At 60.2% G+C, this 25671-nt stretch carries 22 protein-coding genes and 1 pseudogene; 11 read left to right on the top strand and 12 right to left on the bottom strand.

All coding sequences use genetic code 11. The features are described 5' to 3' along the window. Nucleotides 1-100: 100 nt before the first annotated feature. From BOP96_RS12105 to BOP96_RS12075, 7 genes are all read left to right on the top strand, one after another. The gene (locus BOP96_RS12105; RefSeq protein ID WP_003187402.1) at nucleotides 101-1759 is read left to right on the top strand and encodes a Na/Pi cotransporter family protein; all 1659 of its coding nucleotides are present in this window, start codon (nucleotides 101-103) and stop codon (nucleotides 1757-1759) included. A 58-nt stretch (nucleotides 1760-1817) separates the two neighbouring features. After that, nucleotides 1818-3200, top strand: coding sequence for a M16 family metallopeptidase (locus tag BOP96_RS12100; protein ID WP_032903962.1), 1383 nt, complete (start codon nucleotides 1818-1820; stop codon nucleotides 3198-3200). Between the two features lie 68 nt (nucleotides 3201-3268). Then, entirely contained in the window at nucleotides 3269-4300 is a 1032-nt protein-coding gene (locus tag BOP96_RS12095; RefSeq protein ID WP_003187399.1) for a DUF5924 family protein, read from the top strand. Nucleotides 4301-4354: 54 nt separating this feature from the next. Further along, nucleotides 4355-5503, top strand: a complete 1149-nt coding sequence (locus BOP96_RS12090) for an ABC transporter permease (protein ID WP_073452801.1) — start codon at nucleotides 4355-4357, stop codon at nucleotides 5501-5503. Further along, complete coding sequence (locus tag BOP96_RS12085; protein WP_014716351.1) at nucleotides 5500-6303, top strand: ABC transporter ATP-binding protein; 804 nt, start codon at nucleotides 5500-5502, stop codon at nucleotides 6301-6303. The genes BOP96_RS12090 and BOP96_RS12085 overlap by 4 nt, the downstream gene beginning before the upstream one ends. A gap of 1 nt (nucleotide 6304) precedes the next feature. Beyond that, complete coding sequence (locus BOP96_RS12080; RefSeq protein ID WP_003187394.1) at nucleotides 6305-7243, top strand: MlaD family protein; 939 nt, start codon at nucleotides 6305-6307, stop codon at nucleotides 7241-7243. Then, nucleotides 7240-7851 (top strand): ABC-type transport auxiliary lipoprotein family protein, encoded by a 612-nt coding sequence (locus tag BOP96_RS12075; RefSeq protein ID WP_019816929.1) that lies wholly within the window; start codon nucleotides 7240-7242, stop codon nucleotides 7849-7851. The genes BOP96_RS12080 and BOP96_RS12075 overlap by 4 nt, the downstream gene beginning before the upstream one ends. A gap of 91 nt (nucleotides 7852-7942) precedes the next feature. Here BOP96_RS12075 and BOP96_RS12070 read toward each other — a convergent pair whose 3' ends face one another. The 5 genes from BOP96_RS12070 to BOP96_RS12050 form a co-directional block, all read right to left on the bottom strand. Beyond that, nucleotides 7943-9172 (bottom strand): nucleoside recognition domain-containing protein, encoded by a 1230-nt coding sequence (locus tag BOP96_RS12070; protein ID WP_019816928.1) that lies wholly within the window; start codon nucleotides 9170-9172, stop codon nucleotides 7943-7945. 97 nt (nucleotides 9173-9269) lie between these two features. After that, nucleotides 9270-10601 carry a glutamate/aspartate:proton symporter GltP gene (gltP, locus tag BOP96_RS12065; protein WP_003187390.1) on the bottom strand — a complete coding sequence of 444 codons (1332 nt, stop codon included), beginning with the start codon at nucleotides 10599-10601 and terminating at the stop codon, nucleotides 9270-9272. A 712-nt stretch (nucleotides 10602-11313) separates the two neighbouring features. Then, on the bottom strand, nucleotides 11314-11781 hold the full coding sequence (locus BOP96_RS12060; protein WP_014716348.1) for an inhibitor of vertebrate lysozyme family protein: 468 nt from the start codon (nucleotides 11779-11781) through the stop codon (nucleotides 11314-11316). A 2-nt stretch (nucleotides 11782-11783) separates the two neighbouring features. Further along, on the bottom strand, nucleotides 11784-11948 hold the full coding sequence (locus tag BOP96_RS12055; RefSeq protein ID WP_003187386.1) for a DUF1328 domain-containing protein: 165 nt from the start codon (nucleotides 11946-11948) through the stop codon (nucleotides 11784-11786). Between the two features lie 77 nt (nucleotides 11949-12025). Next, complete coding sequence (locus tag BOP96_RS12050) at nucleotides 12026-12310, bottom strand: hypothetical protein (protein ID WP_014716347.1); 285 nt, start codon at nucleotides 12308-12310, stop codon at nucleotides 12026-12028. Between the two features lie 389 nt (nucleotides 12311-12699). Between BOP96_RS12050 and algB the strand changes: the two genes are divergently transcribed. Both algB and BOP96_RS12040 read left to right on the top strand, forming a co-directional pair. Continuing rightward, nucleotides 12700-14046 carry a sigma-54-dependent response regulator transcription factor AlgB gene (gene algB, locus BOP96_RS12045; protein ID WP_014716346.1) on the top strand — a complete coding sequence of 449 codons (1347 nt, stop codon included), beginning with the start codon at nucleotides 12700-12702 and terminating at the stop codon, nucleotides 14044-14046. A gap of 10 nt (nucleotides 14047-14056) precedes the next feature. Continuing rightward, nucleotides 14057-15844 (top strand): ATP-binding protein, encoded by a 1788-nt coding sequence (locus tag BOP96_RS12040; RefSeq protein WP_073452799.1) that lies wholly within the window; start codon nucleotides 14057-14059, stop codon nucleotides 15842-15844. Nucleotides 15845-15876: 32 nt separating this feature from the next. On the opposite strand, the gene BOP96_RS12035 is transcribed toward BOP96_RS12040, so the two are convergent. The 6 genes and pseudogenes from BOP96_RS12035 to BOP96_RS30485 form a co-directional block, all read right to left on the bottom strand. Beyond that, entirely contained in the window at nucleotides 15877-16653 is a 777-nt protein-coding gene (locus BOP96_RS12035; protein ID WP_014716344.1) for an N-acetylmuramoyl-L-alanine amidase, read from the bottom strand. An 89-nt stretch (nucleotides 16654-16742) separates the two neighbouring features. Next, on the bottom strand, nucleotides 16743-18803 hold the full coding sequence (locus tag BOP96_RS12030; RefSeq protein WP_073452797.1) for a GGDEF domain-containing protein: 2061 nt from the start codon (nucleotides 18801-18803) through the stop codon (nucleotides 16743-16745). After that, nucleotides 18800-19678 (bottom strand): endonuclease/exonuclease/phosphatase family protein, encoded by an 879-nt coding sequence (locus tag BOP96_RS12025; RefSeq protein ID WP_003187377.1) that lies wholly within the window; start codon nucleotides 19676-19678, stop codon nucleotides 18800-18802. Before BOP96_RS12025 ends, BOP96_RS12030 begins: the two co-directional genes overlap by 4 nt. 10 nt (nucleotides 19679-19688) lie before the next feature. Next, nucleotides 19689-20324 carry a thiol:disulfide interchange protein DsbA gene (gene dsbA, locus BOP96_RS12020; protein WP_014716341.1) on the bottom strand — a complete coding sequence of 212 codons (636 nt, stop codon included), beginning with the start codon at nucleotides 20322-20324 and terminating at the stop codon, nucleotides 19689-19691. A gap of 167 nt (nucleotides 20325-20491) precedes the next feature. After that, on the bottom strand, nucleotides 20492-21118 hold the full coding sequence (locus tag BOP96_RS12015; RefSeq protein WP_014716340.1) for a c-type cytochrome: 627 nt from the start codon (nucleotides 21116-21118) through the stop codon (nucleotides 20492-20494). A gap of 33 nt (nucleotides 21119-21151) precedes the next feature. Further along, nucleotides 21152-21359, bottom strand: a pseudogene (locus BOP96_RS30485) (cytochrome). Nucleotides 21360-21551: 192 nt separating this feature from the next. Here BOP96_RS30485 and yihA point away from each other — a divergent pair. Next, the gene (yihA, locus tag BOP96_RS12005; RefSeq protein ID WP_003187369.1) at nucleotides 21552-22193 is read left to right on the top strand and encodes a ribosome biogenesis GTP-binding protein YihA/YsxC; all 642 of its coding nucleotides are present in this window, start codon (nucleotides 21552-21554) and stop codon (nucleotides 22191-22193) included. Between the two features lie 271 nt (nucleotides 22194-22464). Here yihA and polA read toward each other — a convergent pair whose 3' ends face one another. Beyond that, on the bottom strand, nucleotides 22465-25260 hold the full coding sequence (polA, locus tag BOP96_RS12000; protein ID WP_014716339.1) for a DNA polymerase I: 2796 nt from the start codon (nucleotides 25258-25260) through the stop codon (nucleotides 22465-22467). Nucleotides 25261-25334: 74 nt separating this feature from the next. Between polA and BOP96_RS11995 the strand changes: the two genes are divergently transcribed. Beyond that, nucleotides 25335-25625 (top strand): DUF2782 domain-containing protein, encoded by a 291-nt coding sequence (locus BOP96_RS11995; protein ID WP_014716338.1) that lies wholly within the window; start codon nucleotides 25335-25337, stop codon nucleotides 25623-25625. Nucleotides 25626-25671: the final 46 nt, after the last annotated feature.

Below are 25671 nucleotides of genomic sequence, written 5' to 3'. Positions count from 1 at the left end.
AGAGCCCATTCGCCAACTACAGCTTAGGTACAAGACGTAGAGCGGCACGCGGTAACTTTCCTTCGCTCCTGCTGGAGCGCACCCACACGGGGGGCCGAGCATGCTGACCTTGCTCAATCTGCTTTCCGCCGTGACCCTGCTTATCTGGGGCACGCATATCGTCCGAACCGGCATCCTGCGGGTCTACGGTTCCAATTTGCGCCAAGTCATCGGGCAGAACATGTCCAAGCGCTGGCTGGCATTTGTCGCCGGTATCCTGGTGACGGCCATGGTGCAAAGCAGTAACGCCACCGCGATGCTGGTGACTTCGTTCGTCGGCCAAGGGCTGATGAGCCTCACGCCGGCCTTGGCCACCATGCTTGGCGCCGACGTCGGTACGGCCTTGATGGCGCGGGTGCTGACGTTCGATTTGTCCTGGCTGTCGCCGCTGCTGATCTTCCTCGGGGTGATTTTCTTCCTGTCGCGCAAGCAGACGCGGGCAGGACAGTTAGGCCGGGTGGGGATCGGCCTGGGCCTGATCATCCTCGCGCTGCAATTGATCGTCGAAGCCGCCGGGCCCATTACCCATGCCCAGGGCGTGAAAGTCATCTTCGCTTCGCTGACCGGCGATATCTTGCTGGACGCCCTGGTGGGCGCGCTGTTCGCCATGATTTCCTACTCCAGCCTCGCTGCGGTGCTGCTCACGGCCACCCTGGCCGGTGCCGGCGTGATCGGCTTGCACGTGGCCATCGGCCTGGTAATCGGCGCCAACATCGGCAGCGGGGTGCTGGCGTTTCTCAGTACCAGCATGCAAAACACTGCCGGTCGCCAAGTGGCCCTGGGCAGCCTGTTGTACAAATTGATCGGTCTGTTGCTGATCATTCCGGTGCTTGACCCGCTCGTGGGCTGGATGGACGGCCTGGACTACAGCGTTCAGGGCATGGTCATCACCTTCCACCTGCTCTACAACGTCAGCCGTTGCCTGATCCTGTTGCCCACCATCGGGCCCATGGCACGCCTGTGCGAATGGCTGCTGCCGGAACGCCCCGAAACCAATGGCAAGGCCAAGCCACGCCATCTGGACCTGGCCTCATTGAATACCCCAAGCCTGGCCCTGGCGAACGCCGCCCGCGAAACCCTGCGCCTGGGTGACTTGATCGACAATATGCTCACTTCGATGCAGGAAGTGCTGCGCGGCAACCAAACCGCCGTTACCCAAGAAATGCGCAGCCTGAGCGATGACGTCGAAGCGCTCTACAGCGCGATCAAACTCTACCTGGCGCAAATGCCCCGTGAAGACCTGAGTGAACAGGACAACCGCCGCTGGGCCGAGATCATCGAGCTGTCGATCAACTTGAAATTGGCCGGTGACCTGATCGAACGCATGCTGCGCAAGGTCCAGCAACAGAAGACCTCGCAACGCCGGCAATTTTCCGAAGTGGGCCTGGAGGAACTCAGTGGCCTGCACAGCCAGTTGATCGCCAACCTGCGCCTGGGCCTGTCGGTGTTTCTCAGCGGCGACCCGGAAAGCGCCCGTCAATTACTGCGAGAAAAGCGCCGCTTCCGTGCCCAGGAACGCCGCCTGGCCCACGCCCATGTCAGCCGCTTGCAGCGCAAGATCGTGCAGAGCCTGGAAACCAGCTCCCTGCATCTGGAACTGATTGCCGACATGAAACGCTTGAACTCGTTGTTTTGCAGCAGTGCTTATGTAGTGTTGGAAACGTCCGACACCGGCGCGCTCTCTGCCGAAAGTATTGCCGACATCACCCATTCGCCCTGAACGTACGCCCGCGAGCGAAGTCAGTTAACAATGGACCTCATTCGCCAGGAAGCTTGTTATGCGTCGCCTGTTACTCGCCTGCCTGCTCTTGGGCTCGGTACACACCTTTGCCTTTGACCGTCTGCAAGTCGAGGGCTACACCTTGCCCAACGGCCTGCAATTGCTGCTCAAACCGGGCACCGAGCGTGGGCACGTGGCTATTCGCCTGGTGGTTGGGGTGGGCCTGGACGACTTCGGTTGCGAAGAAAAAGAACTGCCGCACTTGTTCGAGCACTTGCTGTTCAGTGGCATCGATGGCGGCGGCGAAGGCGACCTCGAAGACCGCATGCAAGCCCTGGGCGGCGAGTGGAACGCCTACACCAGCAACGCCGACACTACCTTCGTGATCGAGGCGCCCGCGCAGAACCAACGCAAAGTACTGGACCTGCTGCTGGCAATCCTCACGCGCACGCAACTGACCGACGCTCATATCAACGCCGCCAAACAGGTGGTGGAGCGCGAAGACGGCGGCCATTATTCACACTTGCAACGCCTGCTGGATCGCCAAGACCTCGGTCACAGCGCCAGTAACCAATTGGCCGTGGAGTTGGGCCTCAAGTGCGCCGAACGCGCCGAGGTCAGCCACCTCACCCGCGACTCGTTGGAGAAGCTGCGCAAAGAATGGTACGCGCCGAACAACATGACCCTGATCGTCGTCGGCGATCTCGACAAACTGCTGCCCGCCTACCTGGAACGCACCTATGGTCAACTCGACCCAGTGGAGCCGAGCGAACATCGCCCCCTCCCGGAAATCCAGCATACCGCCGCCAGCCACCGCGACCTGATCCGCGGCTGGGTGGGCGATGGCGCCAAGCTGCACTGGCTGTTCCCGGAGCCTGTGCTGGACGACCAGCATGATGAAACCTACAACCTGCTCAAGGACTACCTCGACTGGGCGCTGTACCGGCAACTGCGCCTCAAGCACGGTTTGTCCTACGGCCCGTGGGTAGAACGCGAAGTGCTCGGCGGCGTTGGGTTCCTCAGCCTGAATGCCGACCTTGAGCGAGAAAACCTCGCTGAAGCCGAGCAGGTCTTGCAAGACCTCAAGGCCCAACTGCTCAAGGATGGCCTCGACCCAACAGTATTCACACGCCTGCAACAAGCCGCCATTGCCCGCCAAGCCTGGGCAGTGCAGGGCAACAGCGCGTTGGCCGACTATTACTGGAGTGCGGCCGGCGACTACTCCAATGGACGTTTCAGCGACCCGGTCAAACGCATCAAGGCCGTGAGCCTGGCGCAAACCAACCAGGCCATGCGCGAAGCGTTCCAGCAGCCGGGCTACTGGCGCATCGAAAAACCGCTGTTGAGTTATGACGCCTTGACCTGGATCGGTGCGGGCCTACTGGGCCTGATCATCCTTGGTTTGATCGGCCTGAGGCTTTATCGCAAACCTGTTGAGTAATGAGGCACAGAATATCGGGCCAAGGCGTTATTCTGTCTGAGATTTTTCCCACAACCAGTGAACCGCCCATGCCGAACTTGCCGCCCCTCATCCAGCGCGTTATAGAACTGATCAAGCGCTACCCAGGGGTGATTGCACTCGGCGGTTTCATCTCGGGGGTGGGCAGCTTCATCCTGGTAGACCGCCAGCAGGGCATGGCCAGCTGGATCGCGGTGATCATGCTGGTGAGCTGGTTGTGGCTGATGCTGGAGAACAGCTTTACGCAACTGTTCACCAAAGTCTTCAATCGCGAGATCCCTGAACCGCTGCTGCGCTACGCCACCCAGATGATCCACCAGGAAAGTCTGTTTTTCGTCCTGCCCTTCTTTTTCGTCACCACCGCCTGGAACAGCGGCCAATCGTTGTTCACTGGCCTGCTCGGCGCAGCGGCGCTGGTGTCGATCATCGACCCGCTGTATTACAAATGGCTGGCGCCCAAACGCTCGCTATTCCTGGCCCTGCACACCCTGACCCTATTCGCCGCGTTGCTGACCGCGCTGCCGATCATCATGCACCTGACCACCGCCCAGAGTTACAAACTGGCGTTGGGCGTGGCCATGGTCCTGTCGATCCCGAGCCTGGCCGTCAGCCTGCCGCTGCGTAGCCTCAAGGGCTGGGCGATGCTGCTGGGGGTAACGGCCGCCATCGGCTGCGCCGGCTGGTTCCTGCGCAGCTGGGTACCGCCCGCCACCCTATGGATGACCGAAGTCGCCATCAGCACCCAACTGCAAGACCGCACGCCGGGCGACGACCTCAAGCAAGTCACCGCCGCCCAATTGCGCAGCGGTGGGCTGTATGCGTACACCGCCATCAACGCACCACGCGGGCTGGATGAGCGGATTTACCATGTGTGGAAATTCAACGGCCAGGAAGTCGACCGCATTGCCCTGGACATCCATGGTGGGCGCAAGGAAGGCTATCGCGCCTGGACCCACAAGCAGAACTTCCCCGGTGACGCCGTAGGGCGCTGGCAGGTGCAGGTGCTCACCGAAGACGGGCAAGTCATCGGCGTTCTGCGCTTCAAGGTGATAGACACAGCACAAGCGGACAACCCAAAGTAAGCCGGATCGTGCTATTACGTAGCAATTGTGGATAGCCAAACAAGCTCGGAGCTTATGACCACTCGCACGACGGCCGGCGCGGCCCATCTAGATACGTCCAGCACCCCGCCTTCGCTACGGATTACCGGCGACTGGACGCTGGCCCACTACGCCGACCTGAAGAAGCTGTCGGCCGCACTCGACGGCCAATACGACGCCGGCGCCCGCATTGACCTCAACGGCCTCGGCGCGCTGGATACCGCCGGCGCCTCGCTGCTGGTAGAGCTGCTGGGCCCTGCACGCATCGAACACTCTGCCGAACAGACCGATTGCACCCTGGCAGCCGCCGACCGTGCACTGCTCAAGACCGTCTACCGCTCCCTGAATGACTTTTGCGTACCGATCAAAGAGCCGGAAGAGGCCGCCGGCATTCAAGTGTTGGCTCGCATCGGCCGTGCAGTAGACACGGTCTGGCAAGACGCAATGAAGCTGTTGGGCTTTATCGGCCTGATCCTCGAAACCTTCGCCCGCGGCATTTGGCGGCCCAAACGCTGGCGCCTGACGCCCATGGTCGCCCACATCGAACAGACCGGCCTGGATGCGGCGCCTATCGTTGCGCTGTTGACCTTTCTGGTCGGCGCCGTCGTGGCCTTCCTCGGCGCCACTGTGCTCAAGAGCTTCGGCGCGACGATCTTTACCGTGGACCTGGTGGCGTTCTCCTTCCTGCGTGAATTCGGCGTATTGCTCACCGCAATCCTCATCGCCGGCCGTACCGCCAGTGCGTTCACCGCGCAAATCGGCTCCATGAAAGCCAACGAAGAAATCGACGCCATCCGCACACTGGGCCTGGACTCTATGGAGCTGTTGGTATTGCCCCGCGTGCTGGCGCTGCTGGTGGCGTTGCCGATGCTGACCTTCCTGGCGATGCTCTCGGGGATCGTCGGCGGTGGTGTGGTGTGTGCGGTGGCCCTGGATATTTCGCCAGCGATGTTTCTTTCGCTGCTGCAATCGGACATTGGCGTGCAGCACTTTCTGGTGGGCATGGTGAAGGCGCCGATCTTTGCGTTTTTGATCGCGGCCATTGGTTGCCTGGAAGGTTTTAAAGTCAGCGGCAGTGCCGAGTCGGTCGGCGCGCACACCACGTCCAGCGTGGTGCAATCGATCTTTGTGGTGATCGTGCTGGATGCGGTCGCGGCGATGTTCTTCATGGAGATGGGCTGGTGAGTCGTCTACACCGTGCGCCCACTGAGGCGGTGATTGAAGTACGTGGCCTGTGCAACCGTTTCGGCAGCCAAAGCGTGCATGAGAACCTCGACCTGGATTTGTACAAGGGCGAGATCCTGGCGGTGGTGGGGGGCTCTGGCAGCGGTAAATCCGTGTTGTTGCGCAGCATCGTTGGCCTGCGGCGCCCCAGCGAGGGCGAAGTGCGGGTGTTCGGCAAAAACCTGCCGAGCCTGCCTGAACATGAACGCTCACTGGTAGAACGCCGCTTTGGCGTACTGTTCCAGAAGGGCGCGCTGTTTTCCTCGCTGACGGTGACCGAGAACGTGGCTCTGCCATTGATCGAGCACGCCGGCCTCAGCCGCGCCGATGCCGAGCACCTGGCGGCGGTCAAGCTGGCCCTGGCGGGGTTGCCGCTGTCGGCGGCCGACAAATACCCGGCCTCGTTATCCGGCGGCATGATCAAGCGCGCAGCTCTGGCCCGCGCACTGGCCTTGGACCCGGACATCCTGTTCCTGGACGAACCCACCGCCGGTCTCGACCCGATTGGCGCGGCGCAGTTCGACCAACTGATCCTCACCCTGCGCGATGCGCTGGGCTTGAGTGTGTTCCTGGTCACCCACGACCTCGACACGCTGTACACCATCACCGACCGTGTGGCGGTGCTGGCGCAGAAGAAAGTGCTGGTGGCCGACGCCATCGATGTCGTTTCGGAAACGGACGACGCCTGGATTCACGAATATTTCCACGGCCCCCGGGGCCGCGCGGCATTGGATGCCGCTCAATCGCTCAACGAGGTATGACATGGAAACCCGAGCCCATCATGTGATGATCGGACTGTTCAGCGTAATTGTGGTGGTCGGCGCGATGCTGTTTGGCCTGTGGCTGGCCAAGTCCAGCGTCGATACCGCCTTCCAGGATTACGAAGTGATCTTCAACGAAGCGGTCAGCGGCCTGTCCCAGGGCAGTGCGGTGCAGTACAGCGGCATCAAGGTGGGCGACGTGATCAGCCTGCGCCTGGACCCCAAAGACCCACGCCGCGTCCTGGCGCGCATCCGCCTGGCCGGGCAAACGCCAATCAAGGAGGACACCCAGGCCAAACTGGCCCTGACCGGTATCACCGGCACCTCGATCATCCAGCTCAGTGGCGGCACCCCGCAGAGCCCGGAGCTCAAGGGCAAGGACGGCAACCTGCCGGAAATCATCGCGTCGCCATCGCCTATCGCACGCCTGCTCAATAACAGCAACGACCTGATGACCAGCGTCAACCTGCTGCTGCACAACGCCAACCACCTGTTCTCGCGGGAAAACGTCGAACGCCTGAGCAACACCCTGGACAACCTGCAACAAACCACCGGCGCCATTGCCGAGCAACGCGGCGACATCAAGGTGGTGATGCAGCAATTGATGCAAGTGAGCAAACAGGCGGGCGCGGCGCTGGAGCAAACCACCGTGCTGATGCGCAGCGCCAATGGTTTGCTCAGTGAACAAGGCAAGCAAGCCTTCGGCAGCGCCGAGCAGGCGATGAAATCCCTGGAGCAAAGCACCGCCACCATCAATACCTTGCTGACCAATAACCAGGACTCGGTGAACAGCGGCATGCAGGGCCTCAACGAACTGGCGCCAGCCGTGCGCGAGTTGCGTGAAACCCTCGGCTCGCTGCGCGCCATCTCCCGCCGTCTGGAAGCCAACCCCAGCGGTTACCTGCTGGGCAGCGACAAGAACAAGGAGTTCACGCCATGAAGCGTGCGTATCACATGATCGTCCCCATGGCCCTGGCACTGGTCAGCGCGTGCTCGATCCTACCCAAGCCGGACCCTTCGGACGTGTACCGCCTGGCGTCCACCCAGCCGGCCAGCCAAGGCACGCCGGTGAGTTGGTCGCTGCGCGTGACCAAGCCGCAGACCAGCGAGTTTCTCGACAGCCCGCGCATCGCCGTGGTGCCAGATGGCAACTTGATCAGCAACTATGCGAACTCGCGCTGGAGTGACCCGGCGCCGGTGCTGCTGCGTAATCGCCTGCTGGATGGCTTCCAGCGCGACGGGCGCGTGACATTGTTGAGCACTGACGAGACCAACCTGCAAGCCGACTATGAACTGGGCGGGCAGTTGCAGGCGTTTCAGAGCGAGTATCGGGGCAAGACGGTGGAGGTGGTGATTCGCCTCGACGCGCGATTGGTGCGTGGGCGTGATCAAAGGATTATCGCCAGCCGTCGGTTTGAAGTGAGGCAGCCAGTGAGTGACACCCAGGTGCCAGCGGTGGTGGCTGCTTTTGGCCAGGCTGGGGATCAGTTGAATAAGCAGGTGGTGGATTGGGTGGTGAGTCAGGGCAATACAGCACTGAAACCTTGAGGACCTCATCGCAGGCAAGCCAGCTCCCACAGTCTGATTTGTGAACACAGTCAAAGTGGGAGCTGGCTTGCCTGCGATAGCGATTGTAGCCTTAACCAAAAAACCAGTAGCACACCGAAACAGCCGCGACCACACCAGCAAACTCCGCGAACAACGCACACCCCACCGCATGCCGAGCCCGCTGGATCCCCACCGAACCAAAGTACACCGCCAACACATAGAAAGTGGTTTCCGTACTGCCCTGAATCGTCGCCGCCACCAAGGCCGGGAAGCTGTCCACACCCTGGGTCTGCATGGTCTCGATCAGCATCGCCCGCGCCGCGCTGCCGGAGAACGGCTTGACCATCGCGGTCGGCAGCGCGTCGACAAAGCGCGTATCCAGGCCCGTCCAGGCCACCACATGGCGAATCCCTTCCAGGCCGAACTCCAAGGCGCCCGAGGCACGCAACACGCCAACCGCACACAGCATCGCCACCAGATAGGGCAAAAGGTTCTTGGCCACGTCGAAGCCTTCCTTGGCGCCTTCGACAAAGGCCTCGTACACCTTGACCTTGCGCAACGCGCCGATCACCAGGAACAGCATGATCAAGCCAAACAGCGTGAGGTTGCCCAGGATCGACGACAAACCGGCCAGCGCTGTGGCAGACAGGGTCGCCAGCAGCGCCATGAAGCCGCCCAGTACCAGCGCGCCGGGGATCAGATAGGCCAGCACCACCGGGTCCCACAAACGCAGGCGCTGCATCACCGCCACCGACAGCAGGCCCACCAGCGTCGAGGCGCTGGTGGCCAGCAGGATCGGCAGGAACACCAGCGTCGGGTCCGCAGCGCCTTGCTGGGCGCGGTACATGAAGATGGTCACCGGCAACAGCGTCAGCGAGGACGCGTTGAGCACCAGGAACAGGATCTGAGCGTTGGTCGCCGTATTGGGGATGGGGTTGAGCTCTTGCAGCGCCTTCATGGCTTTCAGGCCGATGGGCGTGGCGGCGTTGTCCAGGCCCAGGCCGTTGGCGGCAAAGTTGAGGGTGATCAAACCGATCGCGGGGTGCCCGGCGGGCACTTCGGGCATCAGGCGGCGAAACAGCGGGCCGAGGGCCTTGGCCAGCCAATCGACGATCCCGGCTTTTTCGGCGATCCGAAGAAAGCCCAGCCATAACGTCAGGGTACCGAACAGCAGCACCATAACTTCCACCGATAATTTGGCCATGGCGAAAATGCTTTCGACCATCGCCGCGAAGATCCCGGCGTTACCGCCCACCAGCCATTGCGCCAGCGCTGACACCATTGCCACGACAAAGAAGCCAAGCCACAGGCCATTGAGCATCAGATAAATCCCCCGAAAGATGGGGCGAATGATAACGGGGCTGGCAGAAACGACAAACCCCGGAATTCTCCGGGGTTTGTTTTCGATCAATCTGCAATCAGCTACGGGTGGCTTGTGCCGTAGGCAGGGCTTCCTTGCTGCGCCAGTGCGGCAAGGAATTCCAATAGCGCTCGCCCTTGGCGTCGTCGTACATGCCTTCCCAACGGGAGATAACCAGTACGGCCAAGGCGTTGCCGATCACGTTCAGGGCGGTACGCGCCATGTCCATCACACGGTCGACACCGGCGATAAACGCCAAGCCTTCCAGTGGGATGCCCACGCTGCCCAGCGTCGCCAGCAACACCACGAAGGACACGCCCGGCACGCCGGCGATGCCTTTGGAGGTCACCATCAGGGTCAGTACCAACATCAATTGCTGGCCGATCGACAGGTCGATGCCATACAGCTGGGCAATGAAGATTGCTGCGATGCTCTGGTACAGGGTCGAACCGTCGAGGTTGAACGAATAACCGGTCGGCACCACGAAGCTGCAGATCGCTTTCGGCGCGCCGTAGGCTTCCATCTTTTCGATCACACGCGGCAGCACGGTTTCGGAGCTGGCGGTGGAGTAAGCCAATACCAACTCATCTTTGAAGATGCGGATCAGCTTGAGGATCGAGAAGCCGAACAGGCGGGCGATCAAACCCAGGACCGCGAAGGCGAAGAACAGGATCGCGACGTAAACCAGGATCACCAGCTTGGCCAGCGGCAGCAGCGAGGCGAAGCCGAAGTTGGCGACCGTCACCGCGATCAGCGCGAATACACCGATAGGGGCGTACTTCATGATCATGTGGGTGACTTTGAACATGCTCTCGGACACGCCCTGGAACATGGTCACCAGCGGCTCGCGCAGCTCAGGCTTGAGGCTCGACAGCCCCAGGCCGAACAGCACCGAGAAGAAGATGATCGGCAGCATCTCGCCACGGGCAACAGCCGCGAAGATGTTCGAGGGGATCAGGTTGAGGATGGTTTCGATGAACGCATGTTCATGCTGCACTTCGGCGGCAGTCGCCTGGTACTTGGAGATATCCACGGTACCCAGGGTACTCATGTCGATGCCAGCGCCTGGGTGGAACAGGTTGGCGAGCAACAGGCCCACCACGATGGCGATGGTGGTGACGATTTCGAAGTAGAGGATGGTTTTGACGCCGATACGACCGAGCTTTTTCGCGTCGCCTACACCGGCGATACCGACGATCAGCGAAGAAATCACAATCGGGATCACGATCATCTTGATCAGGCGGATAAAGATATCGCCCGCCGGCTGCAACACATTGCTGATCCACCAGGCCTTTTCAGCACTGAAATGGTTGAGTACTGCACCGATTGCAATGCCCAGTACCAAACCGATGAGGATCTGCCAGGCGAGGCTTAGCTTTGCCTTCTTCATGTCATTACCCTTGCTTCAAGTGGACTTACGGCAAATGCGCCAGCTGCAACGCTCGAAAGCGAAAAAGTGTGTGCATCTGCCTCCATGGAAGGTCACCGCAGCGTGGCCGAAATGGCTTACTGGCAGGCGAAAAAAGGCGCAACTATTCCCATGCAAGGGAGCGACGTCTAATGCCGTAAACGCCTACCCCATGCCGAATCGGCATGGCTTTTTTTGAAATAATTTGTCCAAACGGTCAGTTCGTATCTGCCATTCCGGCGGGTGAATATGCCGTTGAGCGGCTAAATCAGGCTCGCGCAGAGATACTGGACGACTCGGATTGATTGGCAGAAATGTCTGAGAAATCCATCACCTAGCGCCAGAAAGATCCTATAGCGTCGATGAAAAATTCTCGATAGATGGTCACAACGACATACCCGGTAATGGTTGGCCAGAGGCAAAAAGCAAAACGGCGGCTATGAGCGGCATGAAACGCGGGGATGAGAGTCGTAAGCCCGCCGCAAGTTCAGCAAGCTTGAGGTCTTGTGAACTTGCGTCGCAGCTTTTCGCCTGACCCGGCCCTTGCGCAGGTACTCCCTGTACCCGTAGGTCACGCCGATCCTGATCGATCAGAGCAACCCGGCCCCCTGGTCATGCATCACTCAAGGAGCGATGCAAACAGAAAGAAGCACAAGGGCTTCCTTCTATGGACGCCAGCTCCGTCAGACGGAACCTAGTACCAATTCGGGTCTTTCTTGAGCTGCTCCATCAGCAGCTTTTGCATACCCTCGTCCGGCTTACCGAGAAAACGGTAATCGGCGTGCCGTGTCGGCGACTTGTCCGCTGGCAAACCAGCCGGGACTTCCACCAACATGGCGTAGGCATCTTCCTTGTCGAGGCTGAAGGCGACGATCAGGCGCTTGTTCAGGCAGGTGTCTGCGGTTTCGCAGAGCGGCCCGACCAAATACTTGTCGCCATCTTCCTCAACGGCATTCATTTGCTCGGCCGTGCCCGACAGGTTCATCACCCATTCGGGCAGGCGTTCCTCTTTCTTCACCACGTCTTGCCAGGTTTCACGGTACTGCGGATCCGCGCTGAGCAATTCGTTAGCCCGGGATTGGCCGTCATTGGCGGCCAAGGCAAGGCCACTGCCGCCCAACAGCAGGGCAGCAGCAAGGGCTTTAAAAGGCAGGCTGACCATATTCAACCTCGGCCTTTGCGACCAAAGAAGAACGAAGCGATAAACATCACCAGGAAGACCACAAACAGGATCTTGGCGATGCCGGTGGCGGTGCCCGCGATACCACCGAAGCCCAGGACTGCGGCCACAATGGCGATGATCAGAAATGTGATTGCCCAACTCAACATGGTGATTCTCCTTATGCTTCTATAGGGGTAACAGCAGTGATGCCGTGCAGTCGCTCAACATAAGCGACGTTTTTTGCCTAGAACACCCAACGGTCATGGGCCGGCAGTTCGTCCAGAGTGGAACCCTGATCTACCAGGCTCAATTGCGGGGCAGTCACATCGGCGCTGGCGCTGCCAATGGAACGGAAATGGGTCTGGGTCATGACGGGACGTTCAAATTGCGGGGCTGGCTGCGCACGCTCCTGCCAATGCTGCAACTGCTGGCCGGCAATCAACGTGACCATCAACGCCAGGCTGGCGAACAGGCCCTGCTGCAAGCGCAGCGGCGATACACGCAATTGGCTGAAGCTTTGGCGAGTCATACAGCATTACTCCCGCATTCTGATTATTCGTTCATGACGCTCTTGGGGGAGATATTGCAGAGTGCATGCCAGCTTTATTGCAAAATAAAACCTAATAAAATCAATAAGTTATACTTGATCGATGGAATCATCGCCTAGCATCCTGCACGATGCCTCGGTATAGGCCGTGCGAAATGCACGATGCCCAGTAGACGGAACCAGACACTTGGCGCGCACATCGAAGGGTCGAAGAGCAATAAGGCCTTAAAATGTCCGCAAACCACGTCTGTAGGAAGGCGCGCAGATAGCTGCACGAAGAAGCCTTTTATGAATCAGAATAAACCATGCAACTTGCCCGATTATTCCGGGACTAAACACCATCACATTTATAGTTAAGGAGTGCGGGACAGATGGATTCAGCCAAGGAACTTCAAGGCCGCATTCTTTTAGTGGATGACGAATCCGCGATCCTGCGCACCTTCCGCTATTGCCTGGAAGATGAGGGCTACACCGTCGCCACCGCGAACAGCGCCGCGCAGGCCGATGCCCTGATGCAGCGTCAGGTGTTCGACCTGTGCTTCCTCGACCTGCGGCTGGGCGAGGACAATGGCCTGGACGTGCTGGCCCAGATGCGCGTGCAGGCTCCGTGGATGCGCGTGGTGATTGTGACCGCCCATTCGGCTGTGGATACCGCCGTGGACGCCATCCAGGCTGGCGCCGCCGACTACCTGGTCAAACCTTGCAGCCCAGACCAACTGCGCCTGGCTACCGCCAAGCAACTGGAAGTGCGTCAGCTCTCAGCGCGGTTGGAAGCACTGGAAGGCGAAGTGCGCCAGCCCAAAGACGGCCTCGACTCCCATAGTCCGGCCATGATGGTGGTGTTGGAAACCGCGCGGCAGGTGGCCGGAACGGACGCCAACATCTTGATCCTCGGCGAGTCCGGCACCGGTAAAGGTGAGTTGGCCCGGGCGATACACGGCTGGAGCAAACGCTCGAAGAAGTCCTGCGTGACCATCAACTGCCCCTCACTGACCGCCGAACTAATGGAAAGCGAACTGTTTGGCCACAGCCGTGGCGCGTTCACCGGCGCCAGTGAAAGCACCTTGGGCCGAGTGAATCAGGCGGACGGCGGCACGCTGTTTCTCGACGAGATCGGCGATTTCCCCCTCACGTTGCAACCCAAGTTGCTGCGGTTTATCCAGGACAAAGAGTATGAGCGCGTGGGCGACCCGGTCACTCGCCGCGCCGACGTGCGCATCCTCGCAGCCACCAACCTGAACCTGGAAGACATGGTGCGCGATGGCCGGTTCCGTGAAGACTTGCTCTACCGCCTGAATGTCATCACCTTGCACTTGCCGCCGCTGCGCGAACGCAGTGAAGACATCCTGACCCTGGCTGACCGCTTCCTTGCCCGCTTCGTCAAGGAATACGCACGCCCGGCACGCGGCTTCAGTGATAATGCCCGCGAAGCGCTACTCAACTATCGCTGGCCCGGCAACATCCGCGAACTGCGTAACGTGGTGGAACGCGCCAGCATCATCTGCCCTCAGGAAAAGGTGGAGATCAGCCACCTGGGGATGGCCGAGCAACCGGCCAACAATGCACCGCGTATCGGAGCGGCTTTGAGCCTGGACGAGCTGGAAAAGGCTCATATCGGCGCCGTACTTGCGACCAGCGACACGCTGGACCAAGCGGCCCGCACACTCGGCATCGATGCGTCGACGCTGTACCGCAAACGCAAGCAGTACAACCTTTGAACAGGACTTTATGAAGCTCGCGATGAAACTGCGCACCCGGTTATTCCTGAGCATCTCAGCGTTGATTACCGTGGCTTTGCTGGGGTTGATCCTGGGCTTGGTCAGCGTCATGCAAATGGCCAAGACCCAGGAATCGTTGATCCGCAGTAATTTCATCACCCTGGACCTGGGGCTCAAGTTGCGTCAGAGCCTGGGCGACCAGTTGATCATGATGCTGGAGAAGCGTCCCGACCCAGACGCCCTGCAAGCCTCAAAGCAGCATTATTTCGATCTGTTGGACCAGGGCATCGCCCATGAACAGGTCGACGGCAAAAACCATGGTTTCAGCCAGGCACGCTCGGATTACCAGAATCTGCTCAATGCGTTTGACCAATCCCAACAGGCATCACCGCCTGCGGGCAGCAAGGAAAGGCTCACCGAAACCTTCAACATACTGCGCAACGGCTTGATTGCCGAACACAAGCGGGCGCTGGAAAATATCAGTACCAGTGAGCATAAATCCCGTGAGCGCGCGTTGTTGATAGCGGGCCTGCTCGGGCTGGTGGGGCTCGCGGTGCTGATCATCGGTTTCGTCACGGCCCATGGCATCGCCCGGCGTTTCGGTGGTCCCATCGAGGCCCTGGCCAAGGCCGCCGACAAGATCGGGCAGGGCGACTTTGAAGTCACGCTGCCGATCTCCTCCGCAGCGGAAATGAACCTGCTGACCCGCCGTTTCGGCATCATGGCCGAAGCGTTGCGCCAACATCAGGCCACTAACATCGATGAGCTGCTGGCCGGCCAACAGCGCCTGCAAGCGGTGCTCGACAGTATCGATGACGGCCTGTTGATGATTGATCGCCAAGGCTGCCTGGAGCACCTCAACCCTGTGGCGCAGCGCCAATTGGGCTGGGATGAGGAGCGGCTGGGTCAAGGGCTTGGCGAAGCCATGGGTCGCGCGGAAATGGATGAACAGCTGCAACTGGTGCTACGCGGCGGCAACCTGGAGCGGGCCCCGGATGATCTGGAGGTGGAAGTCGAGGGTGAGTTACGCCTGCTGACCTACAGCCTGACCCCGGTTAGCCATACACAGGGGCACATTCTCGGGGCCGTGATGGTGCTGCATGACGTGACGGAACAGCGCGCCTTCGAACGGGTGCGCAGCGAGTTCGTGTTGCGCGCCTCCCATGAGCTGCGCACCCCGGTTACCGGCATGCACATGGCCTTCGGCTTGTTCCGTGAGCGGGCCAAATTCCCTGCGGACTCCCGCGAGGCGGACCTGCTGGATACGGTCAATGAAGAGATGCAGCGCCTGATGCAGTTGATCAATGACCTGCTCAACTTCTCGCGTTACCAGAACGGCCTGCAAAAACTCACCCTGGGGACGTGCGATGTCACCGACTTGCTGGAGCACGCACGGGCCCGATTTGCTGAGCCTGCGAACGCCCAGCACATTGAGTTGCTGGTAGAAGCTCAACCTGAATTGCCACGGCTGTATGCCGACCAAGTGCAACTGGAGCGGGTGCTCGACAACCTGCTGGGCAATGCCCTGCGCCACACCGCCGAAGGCGGGCAGATTCGTCTGCAGGCACGACGGCATGGTGAGCGGGTGATTATCAGCGTCGAGGATAACGGCGAAGGCATTGCCTACGGCCAGCAAGGGCGGATCTTCGAACCCTTTGTACAGGTGGGCCGCAAGAAGGGCGGTGCGGGCCTGGGCTTGGCACTGTGCAAGGAAATCGTGCAATTGCACGGCGGCCGCATGGGTGTGTACTCGCGGCCGGGGCAGGGTACGCAGTTCTATATGGCATTACCCCTGTAGGAGAGAGCTTGCTCGCTCCTACCTGTACACCATCAGCGGTGATTCAAGGCCCGCAGGATTGCGGCACTTTCAGCATCCGGAGTGCCATCAAACAGCGATGGCCGGAAGCGCATCTGGAACGCGGCGATGACGTGCCGCGTGGCCACATCCAACTCGCCAGTCTGCGGCGTCTGGTAGCCCAGGCGCGCCAGCTCTTCCTGGAACCAGGTAATGCTTGGTAACTGCGCGGCGTACTGCACCTGGAACCGGGCCACTGCCTGGGCATCCGGCCACACGGCCAGACCTTCTGCCGCCAAGCGTTTCCAAGGGAACAACGGGCCTGGGTCCAGCTTGCGCAGTGGGGCGATGTCGCTGTGCCCGATGATGTTCTTGGGGTCGATGCCATTGCGCTTGCTGATGTCCTTGAGCAGCACGATCAGCGACTGCACCTGCGCTTCGGAATACGGGTACCACACACGCCCCGTGGGAGTATCACTGAACCCTGGGTTGACGATCTCGATGCCGATGGAGCTGGAATTGAGCCAGGTGCGCCCCATCCACTCGCTTTCCCCCGCGTGCCAGGCGCGCTGGCTTTCATCCACCAGCTTGTAGATGGTGCCGGAGGCGTCGTCGCCGATCAGGTAATGACTGCTGACCTGGCCATGGGTCAACAGCGCCAGGGAACGTTCAAGGTTGGTCGAGGTGTAATGCACCACAACGAACTGCACGCGGTTGTCGTGGTTAACCGAAGGATGGCTGGTGTTCAGGCGCGGGCCACTGGCGCAGCCGGCGAGCAGAAGAAACGCTAAAGCGATATACAAGGATTTCATGGCGAGAGGCATTACACTGAAAGACGATAATGCAACAGTGTAACGTACGGCTCACGGCCAAGCGGTCAAATTACAAAATGGAACATCTTTTATGCCGCCTGCACCTGATTACGTCCCGCAGCTTTTGCCCTGTAGAGCGCTTCATCGGCACGCTTGAGCGCCAGGTCACTGCGCTCGCCGGGTTGAAACTGCGCCACGCCCATGGACACCGTGATCGTTACCGGCTCACCCTTGAAGTGGAACGGGCACGCTGCAATAGCCTCACGCAATACTTCACCTACGGCCAAGGCATCCGCCAAGGCCGAGTCGGGCATTAGCAGCACAAACTCTTCACCCCCGAAACGCGCGATGAAGTCCGTCGGCCGCAGGCGCTTGCTCAGCACATTGGCGATGATCTTCAAGACTTTGTCCCCTGCCAGGTGACCGTAGCCGTCGTTGATGCGTTTGAAGTGGTCCAGGTCGAGCATGGCCAGCGACAGGCTGTTACCGCGCTGATGCCAGGCGTTGACTTCGTAATCGAGGCGTTCGCTCCACGCCGCACGGTTGGGCAACCCGGTGAGCGGATCGAGCAAGGCCTTCTGGCGTTGTACCTCCAGGTGCTCGCGGTAGCCCTGGGCCTCCTGCTCCATATGGGCCACGCGTTCAGCCAGACCTTTGAGGCGTGCGGCCACTTCCTGTTCGCGCAGGTCACGCTGTTGCTGGTGTTCATCCATGGTGCCGAGCAAGCCTTCAAGATGGCTTTCGAGCACCTGCTTGAGGCTGTCCAGGTCGGCAGCGTCCTGCACGCTGCTTTGCAGGCCGTCGACCTGCTCGCGAATCTGCGTGTCCAACTCCCGCGCGGCCAGGCTGCTGTCGGCGTGGCCCTCGCTGGCGACCTGCAGATGACCCTGGAATGCCTCGAGACGCTCGTTGAGCTGCTTGAGATAAGCCTCGAACTCATGCTGGCCACTGTCGGTGACCGCCAGCATCAGCACGGCCAGGTCATCCAGGATCGGCAGCAGTTCGTACCAATTCAAACCATGGGCGAGACGTTCACGCATCGCCTCGGCCTGGGGCTGGTGACGTTCAGGCAGGGAAAGGTCTTCCAGCAGGCCGAGCAAAGAGCCTTCAATGTGCTTGGCCACCGAACTATAGGACGGTTCAGGCGAATCAGGCAGGGCGTAGGTGCCGTCCGGTTGCAGTTCGTCGGGCTCGGGACCTTCCAGCACAGGGGGCAGCGACAGGCTGCCGATGGTGGTTTCATCCGGCGTTTCGACTGGAACCGGCGGCGGTTCGATAAAGGCGGCGAGTGCGCTTTCTTGAGCAGGCTCCGCAACCGGAGGCGCCTGCACGTCGGGTTCAGATAATTGCGCAGGCGCCGCAATCGACGGCAGCTCTGGAGCGTCGAATAACGGCGTGTCGCTGGCGACCTCTTGCCCTCCGGCCGCTGCAACAGGCGCAGGCTTCAAGGCCACGGGCGTAGGTGACAGCGGTGCAAAGGCACGCAAGGCTTGGGTCAATTCTTCCGATTGCGCAGGTTCTTCCGGTTCGGGCGCGGGTGTGGGCGCTGCAGGCTTTGGCGGTGCCAATTGCGCTGCCGGCAGTGGCTCCGCGTCAACCGGGAGCGCTTCACCGGCGGCCTCTTTACTACCGAACAGGCGTTGCAACAGACCCGGGCCTGGGCGTGCGGGTTCGCCTTCAGGCTCCAGATTATTCAGCGCCTGCCCCTGCAGGCTGCTCAGCTCACTGAGCAGCAGCGGTATCTCCCGCGCTTGCGCCACGCGACCATCGAGTTGCTTGGCGAAGGTTTTCAGCGGACGAGCCACCTCGCGGGGCAGCGGCAGCTTTTGCAACTGGGTGACCAAGGCGGTGAGCGCGGCGCTGATCTGGTCGACGCGGGTTTCGCGGCGCTGCTCCGAATCCAGCACGGCCTTTTCCAGGCGTGGCAGTAAAGCGGCGAGGGCAGCATCCATGTCGTCCGTGCGCACGACATCGCGCATTTCCTTCATGCATTGGTCGACAGCTCGGTCGGTGCCTTCGGCGGCCAGCGTGCTGCGCACCAGCCCGCGGCGCAGCAAATCGAGGCGGGCAGCCCAGCGGCGTTCGAGTTTGTCTTGTTGCTCGATGCTCTGGAGGTATTTCTCTTTCCAGCGCTGGGCGTCGTCGCTCATGCAAGGGGTCCGCGAGGGCCTGGGCTCAACGCGGGTAATGCATCAGCCGTGAGCGAACCCGGCAGACGAATCTCTACCGCGACCGGCAGGTGATCGGAAATGGGCTGCGCCAGCACTTGCACACTTTCCAGTGTGAGGCTTGGGCTGAGCAGGATATGGTCAAGACAGCGCTGCGGGCGCCAGCTGGGAAACGTGGCTTCGACTTGCGGCGCCAGTAACCCCAGGTCGCGCAGCGGAGAATTCTGCAGCAGGTCGTTGGCATGGGTGTTCATGTCACCCATGAGCACCTGGTGCTTGTAGTTGCCAATCAATTCACGCACGTAGGCCAGTTGCAGGTTGCGCGTACGCCCCCCTAGGGCCAGGTGCATCATCACCACCACCAAGGCTTCCGGGCCTTCGCCAAAACGCACAAGGATCGCCCCGCGCCCTTTGGGGCCTGGCAAGGGGTGATCTTCAATAGCCGTGGGTTTGAGGCGGCTGAGTACGCCATTGCTGTGCTGCGCCAGGCGCCCCAGGTTGCGGTTGAGTTGCTGATACCAGTACGGGAAGGCGCCCAGCTGAGCCAGGTGTTCCACCTGGTTGATATAGCCGGAGCGCAGGCTGCCGCCGTCGGCTTCCTGCAGCGCGACCAAGTCGAAGTCGCTGAGCAGGTCGCCGATTTTCTGCAGGTTACCGGTACGCCCCTTGTGGGGCAGCAGGTGCTGCCAGCCACGCGTGAGGTAATGCCGATACTTCTCGGTACTGTTGCCCACCTGGATATTGAAACTGAGCAGGCGCAAGCGGCTATCTGCCGGCAGGCCTGTGGACTCCAGGTGATGCTCGTTGACCTGCGGTTCATGCAGGCCAACGACACGCTCGGTACCCCAGCGGCGCATGGCGAGCCCCTTACTTGGCAGCGCGTTCTTTGGCAATCAGTTGGTCAGCAACGTTGAGGGTCGCTTCAGGACCACCGGTGCTGCCCAGGTCGAAACGGTATTTGCCGTTGACGATCAGCGTGGGAACGCCTTGCACGCCGTACTTCTGCGCGAGTTCCTTGGCCTGTTTGATCTGGCCCTGGATAGCGAAAGAGTTGAAGGTCGCCAGGAACTTGTCCTTGTCGACACCTTGAGTAGCAACGAAGTCAGCCATTTCGTCCGGTTTGGTCAGGCGCTTGCCCTGTTTCTGGATCGCTTCGAAGACGGCGTTGTGGACCTTGTGCTCAACACCCATGGCTTCCAGGGTCAGGAACAGTTGGCCGTGGGCGTCCCATGGGCCACCGAACATGGCGGGAATGCGACGGAAGTTAACGTCCTTGGGCAGCTTTTCAGCCCATGGGTTGATAGTCGGCTCGAACGCGTAGCAATGCGGGCAACCGTACCAGAACAGCTCCACCACCTCGATCTTGCCGGGTACCGCAACCGGAACCGGATTAGACAGCTCAACATAGGTTTTACCGGCTTCAAGCGGCACATCGGCAGCTTGTGCGGTCATGCCGAAGAGGCTGGCAGTGACGAGAGCGGCGCTGAGGATCAGATTACGCATGCTTTACTCCTGGACAAATAAAGTCGCCTCACGCGACCTTTGTTGTGACAGGTCTACGCGGACATGAGTTCGTTAGTGTAACGGCAGCGGCCACAAAAAAGGGCGGCCTGAGCCACCCTTTTTATGCTTGCATCGCGGGATTAATCGAGCGTTAACGCCCAGCCCCGTCAGTGCAGGCCCTGGATATAACTGGAGAGGGCTGCGATGTCTTCGTCGCTCAGCTTGCGAGCGATGGTGCGCATAGTCATGGCGTCCCCATCGTTGGCCCGGCCGGCTTCTTCTTTGCGGAAGTCGGTCAACTGCTTGGCGATGTAGGTGGCGTGCTGGCCGCTCAGGTGCGGGAAGCCTGCGGCAGCGTTGCCTGCGCCATTGGGCGAGTGGCAACCGGTGCAGGCAGGCAAGCCTTTTTCCAGGTTACCGCCACGGAACAACTGCTCTCCGCGGGCGACCAGTTTAGGATCGGCAGCTCCCACGCTGCCCTTCTGGCTGGCAAAATACGCCGCGAGGTCCGCCAGGTCCTGATCGTTGAGATTGGTCAGCAGGCCGGTCATTTCCAGCACCGTGCGCTTGCCGTCCTTGATGTCGTGCATCTGCTTGCTCAGGTAACGTTCACCCTGGCCGGCCAGTTTGGGGAAGTTCGGCGCCGGGCTGTTACCATCCGGCCCGTGGCAGGCACCACACACGGCGGCCTTCGCTTGACCGGCAGTGGCATCACCTTTGACGGGGCCCTCTGCAGCGACGGCAGCGCCTGTGATGCCCAAGGTCAACAGCAGACTCACGATCAGTTTGTTCATCAGCTAATCCAACTACGGCTAAGGGTTTAAGAGTTATCTACCGGGTTTACTCACCACCAAATCAATGACGGCCTGGTAATCCTCAGTACTGCAGTCCATGCACAAACCACGCGGCGGCATTGCCTTGAAACCCTGGGTCACGCACTGCGTCAGCCTGACCATGCAAACTCGGTTGATCCTGTGTAGCCTGAGCGCCGTAAAGCGGAATCAGGGCAGCAGAAGCGAGCAACCGTCGGTCCATACATCGACCTATTCAGGGTTTGAGAGCGTTTTGCGTTCTAATGCGCAATAAAGGTCTTTCGCTCCCGTGAACCTCATCCTTCGCTGGGACAAAGCACACACAAAATCTGCGGCATTATATACTGGCGCTACTGAAACGGAAACGACACCGCTTGCCGCACCCTTTCTCGGCACCGCCCACATCGGAAATCTCATGCAACTCAAGAACCCCATCCTCGGCCTGTGCCAACAGTCCACCTTCATGCTCAGCGCCGCCAAAGTGGACCAATGCCCCGATGACGAGGGCTTTGAAGTCGCCTTTGCCGGCCGTTCCAACGCCGGTAAATCCAGCGCACTGAACACCCTGACTCACGCCAGCCTGGCGCGCACCTCGAAAACCCCGGGCCGCACGCAACTACTCAATTTCTTCAAGCTAGACGATGATCGGCGTCTGGTCGACCTGCCGGGCTACGGTTATGCAAAAGTACCTATCCCGCTGAAGCTGCACTGGCAGCGTCACCTTGAGGCTTACCTGGGTGGTCGCGAGAGTTTGAAGGGTTTGATTCTGATGATGGATATCCGTCATCCAATGACCGACTTCGACTTGCTGATGCTCGACTGGGCTGTCGCCAGCGGCATGCCGATGCACATTTTGCTGACCAAGGCCGACAAGCTCACCTACGGCGCAGCCAAGAACACCCTGCTCAAAGTGCAGTCCGAAATCCGTAAGGGCTGGGGCGATACCATCACGATTCAACTGTTCTCCGCCCCCAAGCGCATGGGCCTGGAAGAAGCCTACACCGTACTGGCCGGCTGGATGGAATTGGCGGACAAGGGCGCAGAAATCGCCGAATAACTTTTCTGCGGGCAAAAAAAACCCCGGACTTCTTTTGGGGAGGGGAAGTTCGGGGTTCAAGTTCCGGACCGCTAGGGCGGGGTCCGGAATTATCTGCCAACACTTAACACAACATAGGAGCATTGAAGGGCTTCACCACCCATTCAGTAACTCTGAGTGGCAGTTCACAGGTTAAGTTCCGACAGGCTCAAAAAACTATTGGAAATAACTGACCCCCGTTTGCGCTCTAAACCGCTTCGCCACCACTGGCGATGATGGCAAAGCCGCAGAATCAGTGCGCCTCGTCCCAGTTATCGCCTACGCCTACGTCCACCACCAAAGGCACGTCCAACTGCGCCGCCGCGCTCATATGCTCGCGAATCTTCTCGCTGACCTGCGCGACCAAGTCTTCACGCACCTCCAGCACCAATTCGTCGTGCACTTGAAGGATAACCTTGGCATCCAGGCCCGACTCGGTCAGCCAGTTATCCACCTGCACCATGGCTTTCTTGATGATGTCCGCCGCCGTGCCCTGCATCGGCGCGTTGATCGCCGTGCGCTCGGCCGCCGCGCGCTCTTGGGGCTTGTTGGAGTTGATATCCGGCAAGTACAGCCGTCGTCCGAAGAACGTTTCGACATACCCCTGATCCGCCGCCTGGGCGCGGGTGCGCTCCATGTATTCGCGCACCCCTGGGTAGCGGGCGAAGTACACATCGATGTAAGCCTTGGCGGTCTTGGTATCGACGCCGATGTCCTTACCCAGCTTCTGGGCGCCCATGCCGTAAATCAGGCCGAAGTTGATCGCCTTGGCGCTGCGGCGCTGGTTGGACGTGACCTCATTCAACTCGACCTTGAACACTTCGGCCGCCGTGGCCGTATGCACGTCCAGGTCATTGCGGAAGGCGTTCATCAAGCCTTCGTCCTTGGACAAATGCGCCATGATCCGCAGCTCGATCTGCGAATAGTCCGCCGCTAGTAGCTTGTAACCCTTGGGCGCGACAAACGCCTGGCGAATGCGCCGTCCCTCGGCGGTGCGCACCGGGATGTTCTGCAGGTTCGGATCGCTGGAGGACAAGCGCCCGGTCGCCGCGACGGCCTGATGGTAGGACGTATGAATACGCCCGGTACGCGGGTTGATCTGTTCCGGCAGGCGGTCGGTATAGGTACTTTTGAGCTTGCTCATGCTGCGGTACTGCATGAGTACCTTGGGCAGCGGGAAATCATCCTCGGCCAGTTTGGCCAGTACTTCCTCAGCCGTGGATGCCTGGCCCTTGCCGGTTTTCTTCAGCACCGGCATGCCGAGCTTCTCGTACAGGATCGCCCCGAGCTGCTTGGGCGAACCCAGGTTGAATTCTTCACCGGCGATCTCGTACGCCTGGCGCTCCAGCTCGACCATCTTGTTACCCAGCTCGATGCTCTGGATGCCGAGCAGGTCCTTGTCTACCAGTGCGCCCTGGCGCTCGATGCGTGCCAGCACCGGCACCAGCGGGATCTCGATGTCCGTCAGCACACTGGCCAGGGTCGGGATCGCGGCCAGTTGCGCGTACAAGTGTTGATGCAGGCGCAAGGTCACGTCGGCATCTTCGGCCGCGTAGGGGCCGGCTTGCTCAAGGGCGATCTGGTCGAACGTGAGTTGCTTTGCACCTTTGCCGGCGATGTCCTGGAAGCTGACCGTGTCGTGGTCCAGGTACTTCTTCGCCAGACTGTCCATATCGTGCCGCGTCGCGGTGGAATTGAGCACGTAGGATTCAAGCATGGTGTCGAAGGCGATGCCGCGCACGGTAATGCCCTGGGCAGGGTCGCCGCCAATGGCGCAGTTGGCCAGGATGTTCATATCGAACTTGGCGTGCTGGCCCACCTTGAGTTTGGTCGGGTCTTCCAGCAGCGGTTTCAGGGCCAGCAGCACGGTGTCGCGGTCCAATTGATCCGGCGCGCCGATATAGGAATGGGTCAGCGGGATGTAGGCGGCTTCATGGGGCTGCACAGCAAACGAGACCCCGACCAATTGCGCCTGCTGGGCGTCGATGCCGGTGGTTTCGGTGTCGAAAGCAAACAACGGCGCATCGTGGAGTTTTTTCAGCCACACGTCGAAGGTGGCTTGGTCCAGAATGGTGGTGTAAACCGCCTCTACCGGTACCGATATAACAGCCTCGACCGGCATTTCGGCGGCAGGCGCAACTTCGCTCGCCGATTTGAGCTCGACACGCTTGGCATCGCGCTGGATCTCGTCGTACCAGCTTTTGAACTCAAGCAGCGTGTACAGCTCCAGCAGCTTTTCGCGATCCGGTTCGATCAGGTGCAAATCATCCAACCCGATATCCAGCGGCACATCGATCTTGATCGTCGCCAACTGATAAGACAGGAATGCCATCTCCTTATGCTCTTCCAGCTTGGCCGGCAGGGTCTTGGCCCCACGGATGGGCAGGGTCGGCACAATATCCAGCTGCTCATAAAGCTCTTTGAGGCCGCCATTGACCCCTACCAGCAAGCCAGAGGCGGTCTTGGGGCCAATGCCCGGAACGCCGGGAATGTTGTCGGACGAATCCCCCATCAACGCCAGATAGTCGATGATCTGCTCCGGAGCGACACCGAATTTCTCCTTAACGCCCTCGATGTCCATCGAGCTACCGGTCATGGTGTTGACCAAGGTAATGTGGCCGTCCACCAACTGCGCCATGTCTTTGTCACCGGTCGAGATCACCACCGGGCGGCTGGCGGCCGCGCTGCTGCGGGCCAGAGTGCCGATCACGTCATCGGCCTCAACGCCCTCGACGCACAGCAACGGGAAGCCAAGAGCGATCACGCTTTGATGCAGCGGCTCGATCTGCAGGCGCATGTCATCGGGCATGCTCGGGCGGTTGGCTTTGTATTCGGCGTACATCTCATCGCGAAACGTCCCACCCTTGGCGTCGAAAACCACGGCAAATGGGCTGTCCGGGTACTGCTTGCGCAGGCTTTTGAGCATGTTCAACACGCCCTTGACCGCACCGGTGGGCAGGCCTTTGGAGGTGGTCAGCGGTGGCAGCGCGTGGAAGGCGCGGTACAGATAAGAAGAACCGTCCACCAGGACGAGGGGCGCTTGGCTCATGAGCAGGATCAACCTTTTCGGCGGGTCAGGCGCTAGAATAGCCGGACCAATGAAAACAAAGGGACAAGGTTATCATGCGTACATTCAATCGCCTGCTGTTGACCGGTTTGATTGCACTCGCTCCGATGGCTGCCACGGCGGCAGACAGTGCCCCTGGAGGTGATCCGGAAGTTACCATTCGCACGGAAGGCGACAAAACCATCCAGGAATACCGCCAAAACGGCTTTCTGTACGCAATCAAAGTCACCCCGAAGGGCGCACCACCGTACTTTCTGGTACGTGCGGACGGCACCGACGCGAACTTCATCCGCTCTGACCAGCCGGATATGCTGATCCCGTCATGGAAGATCTTCGAATGGAAATGATTTCTTAATTTTAACCGGCGCTGCCCACCGCAGCGCCCGTAACGGC

It is taken from the genome of Pseudomonas sp. FSL W5-0203 (assembly GCF_001896155.1).
Lineage (GTDB): Bacteria > Pseudomonadota > Gammaproteobacteria > Pseudomonadales > Pseudomonadaceae > Aquipseudomonas > Aquipseudomonas paracarnis.
The sequence above is the reverse complement of the archived record's forward strand: the minus strand, read 5'-3'. Positions and strand labels throughout refer to the sequence as shown.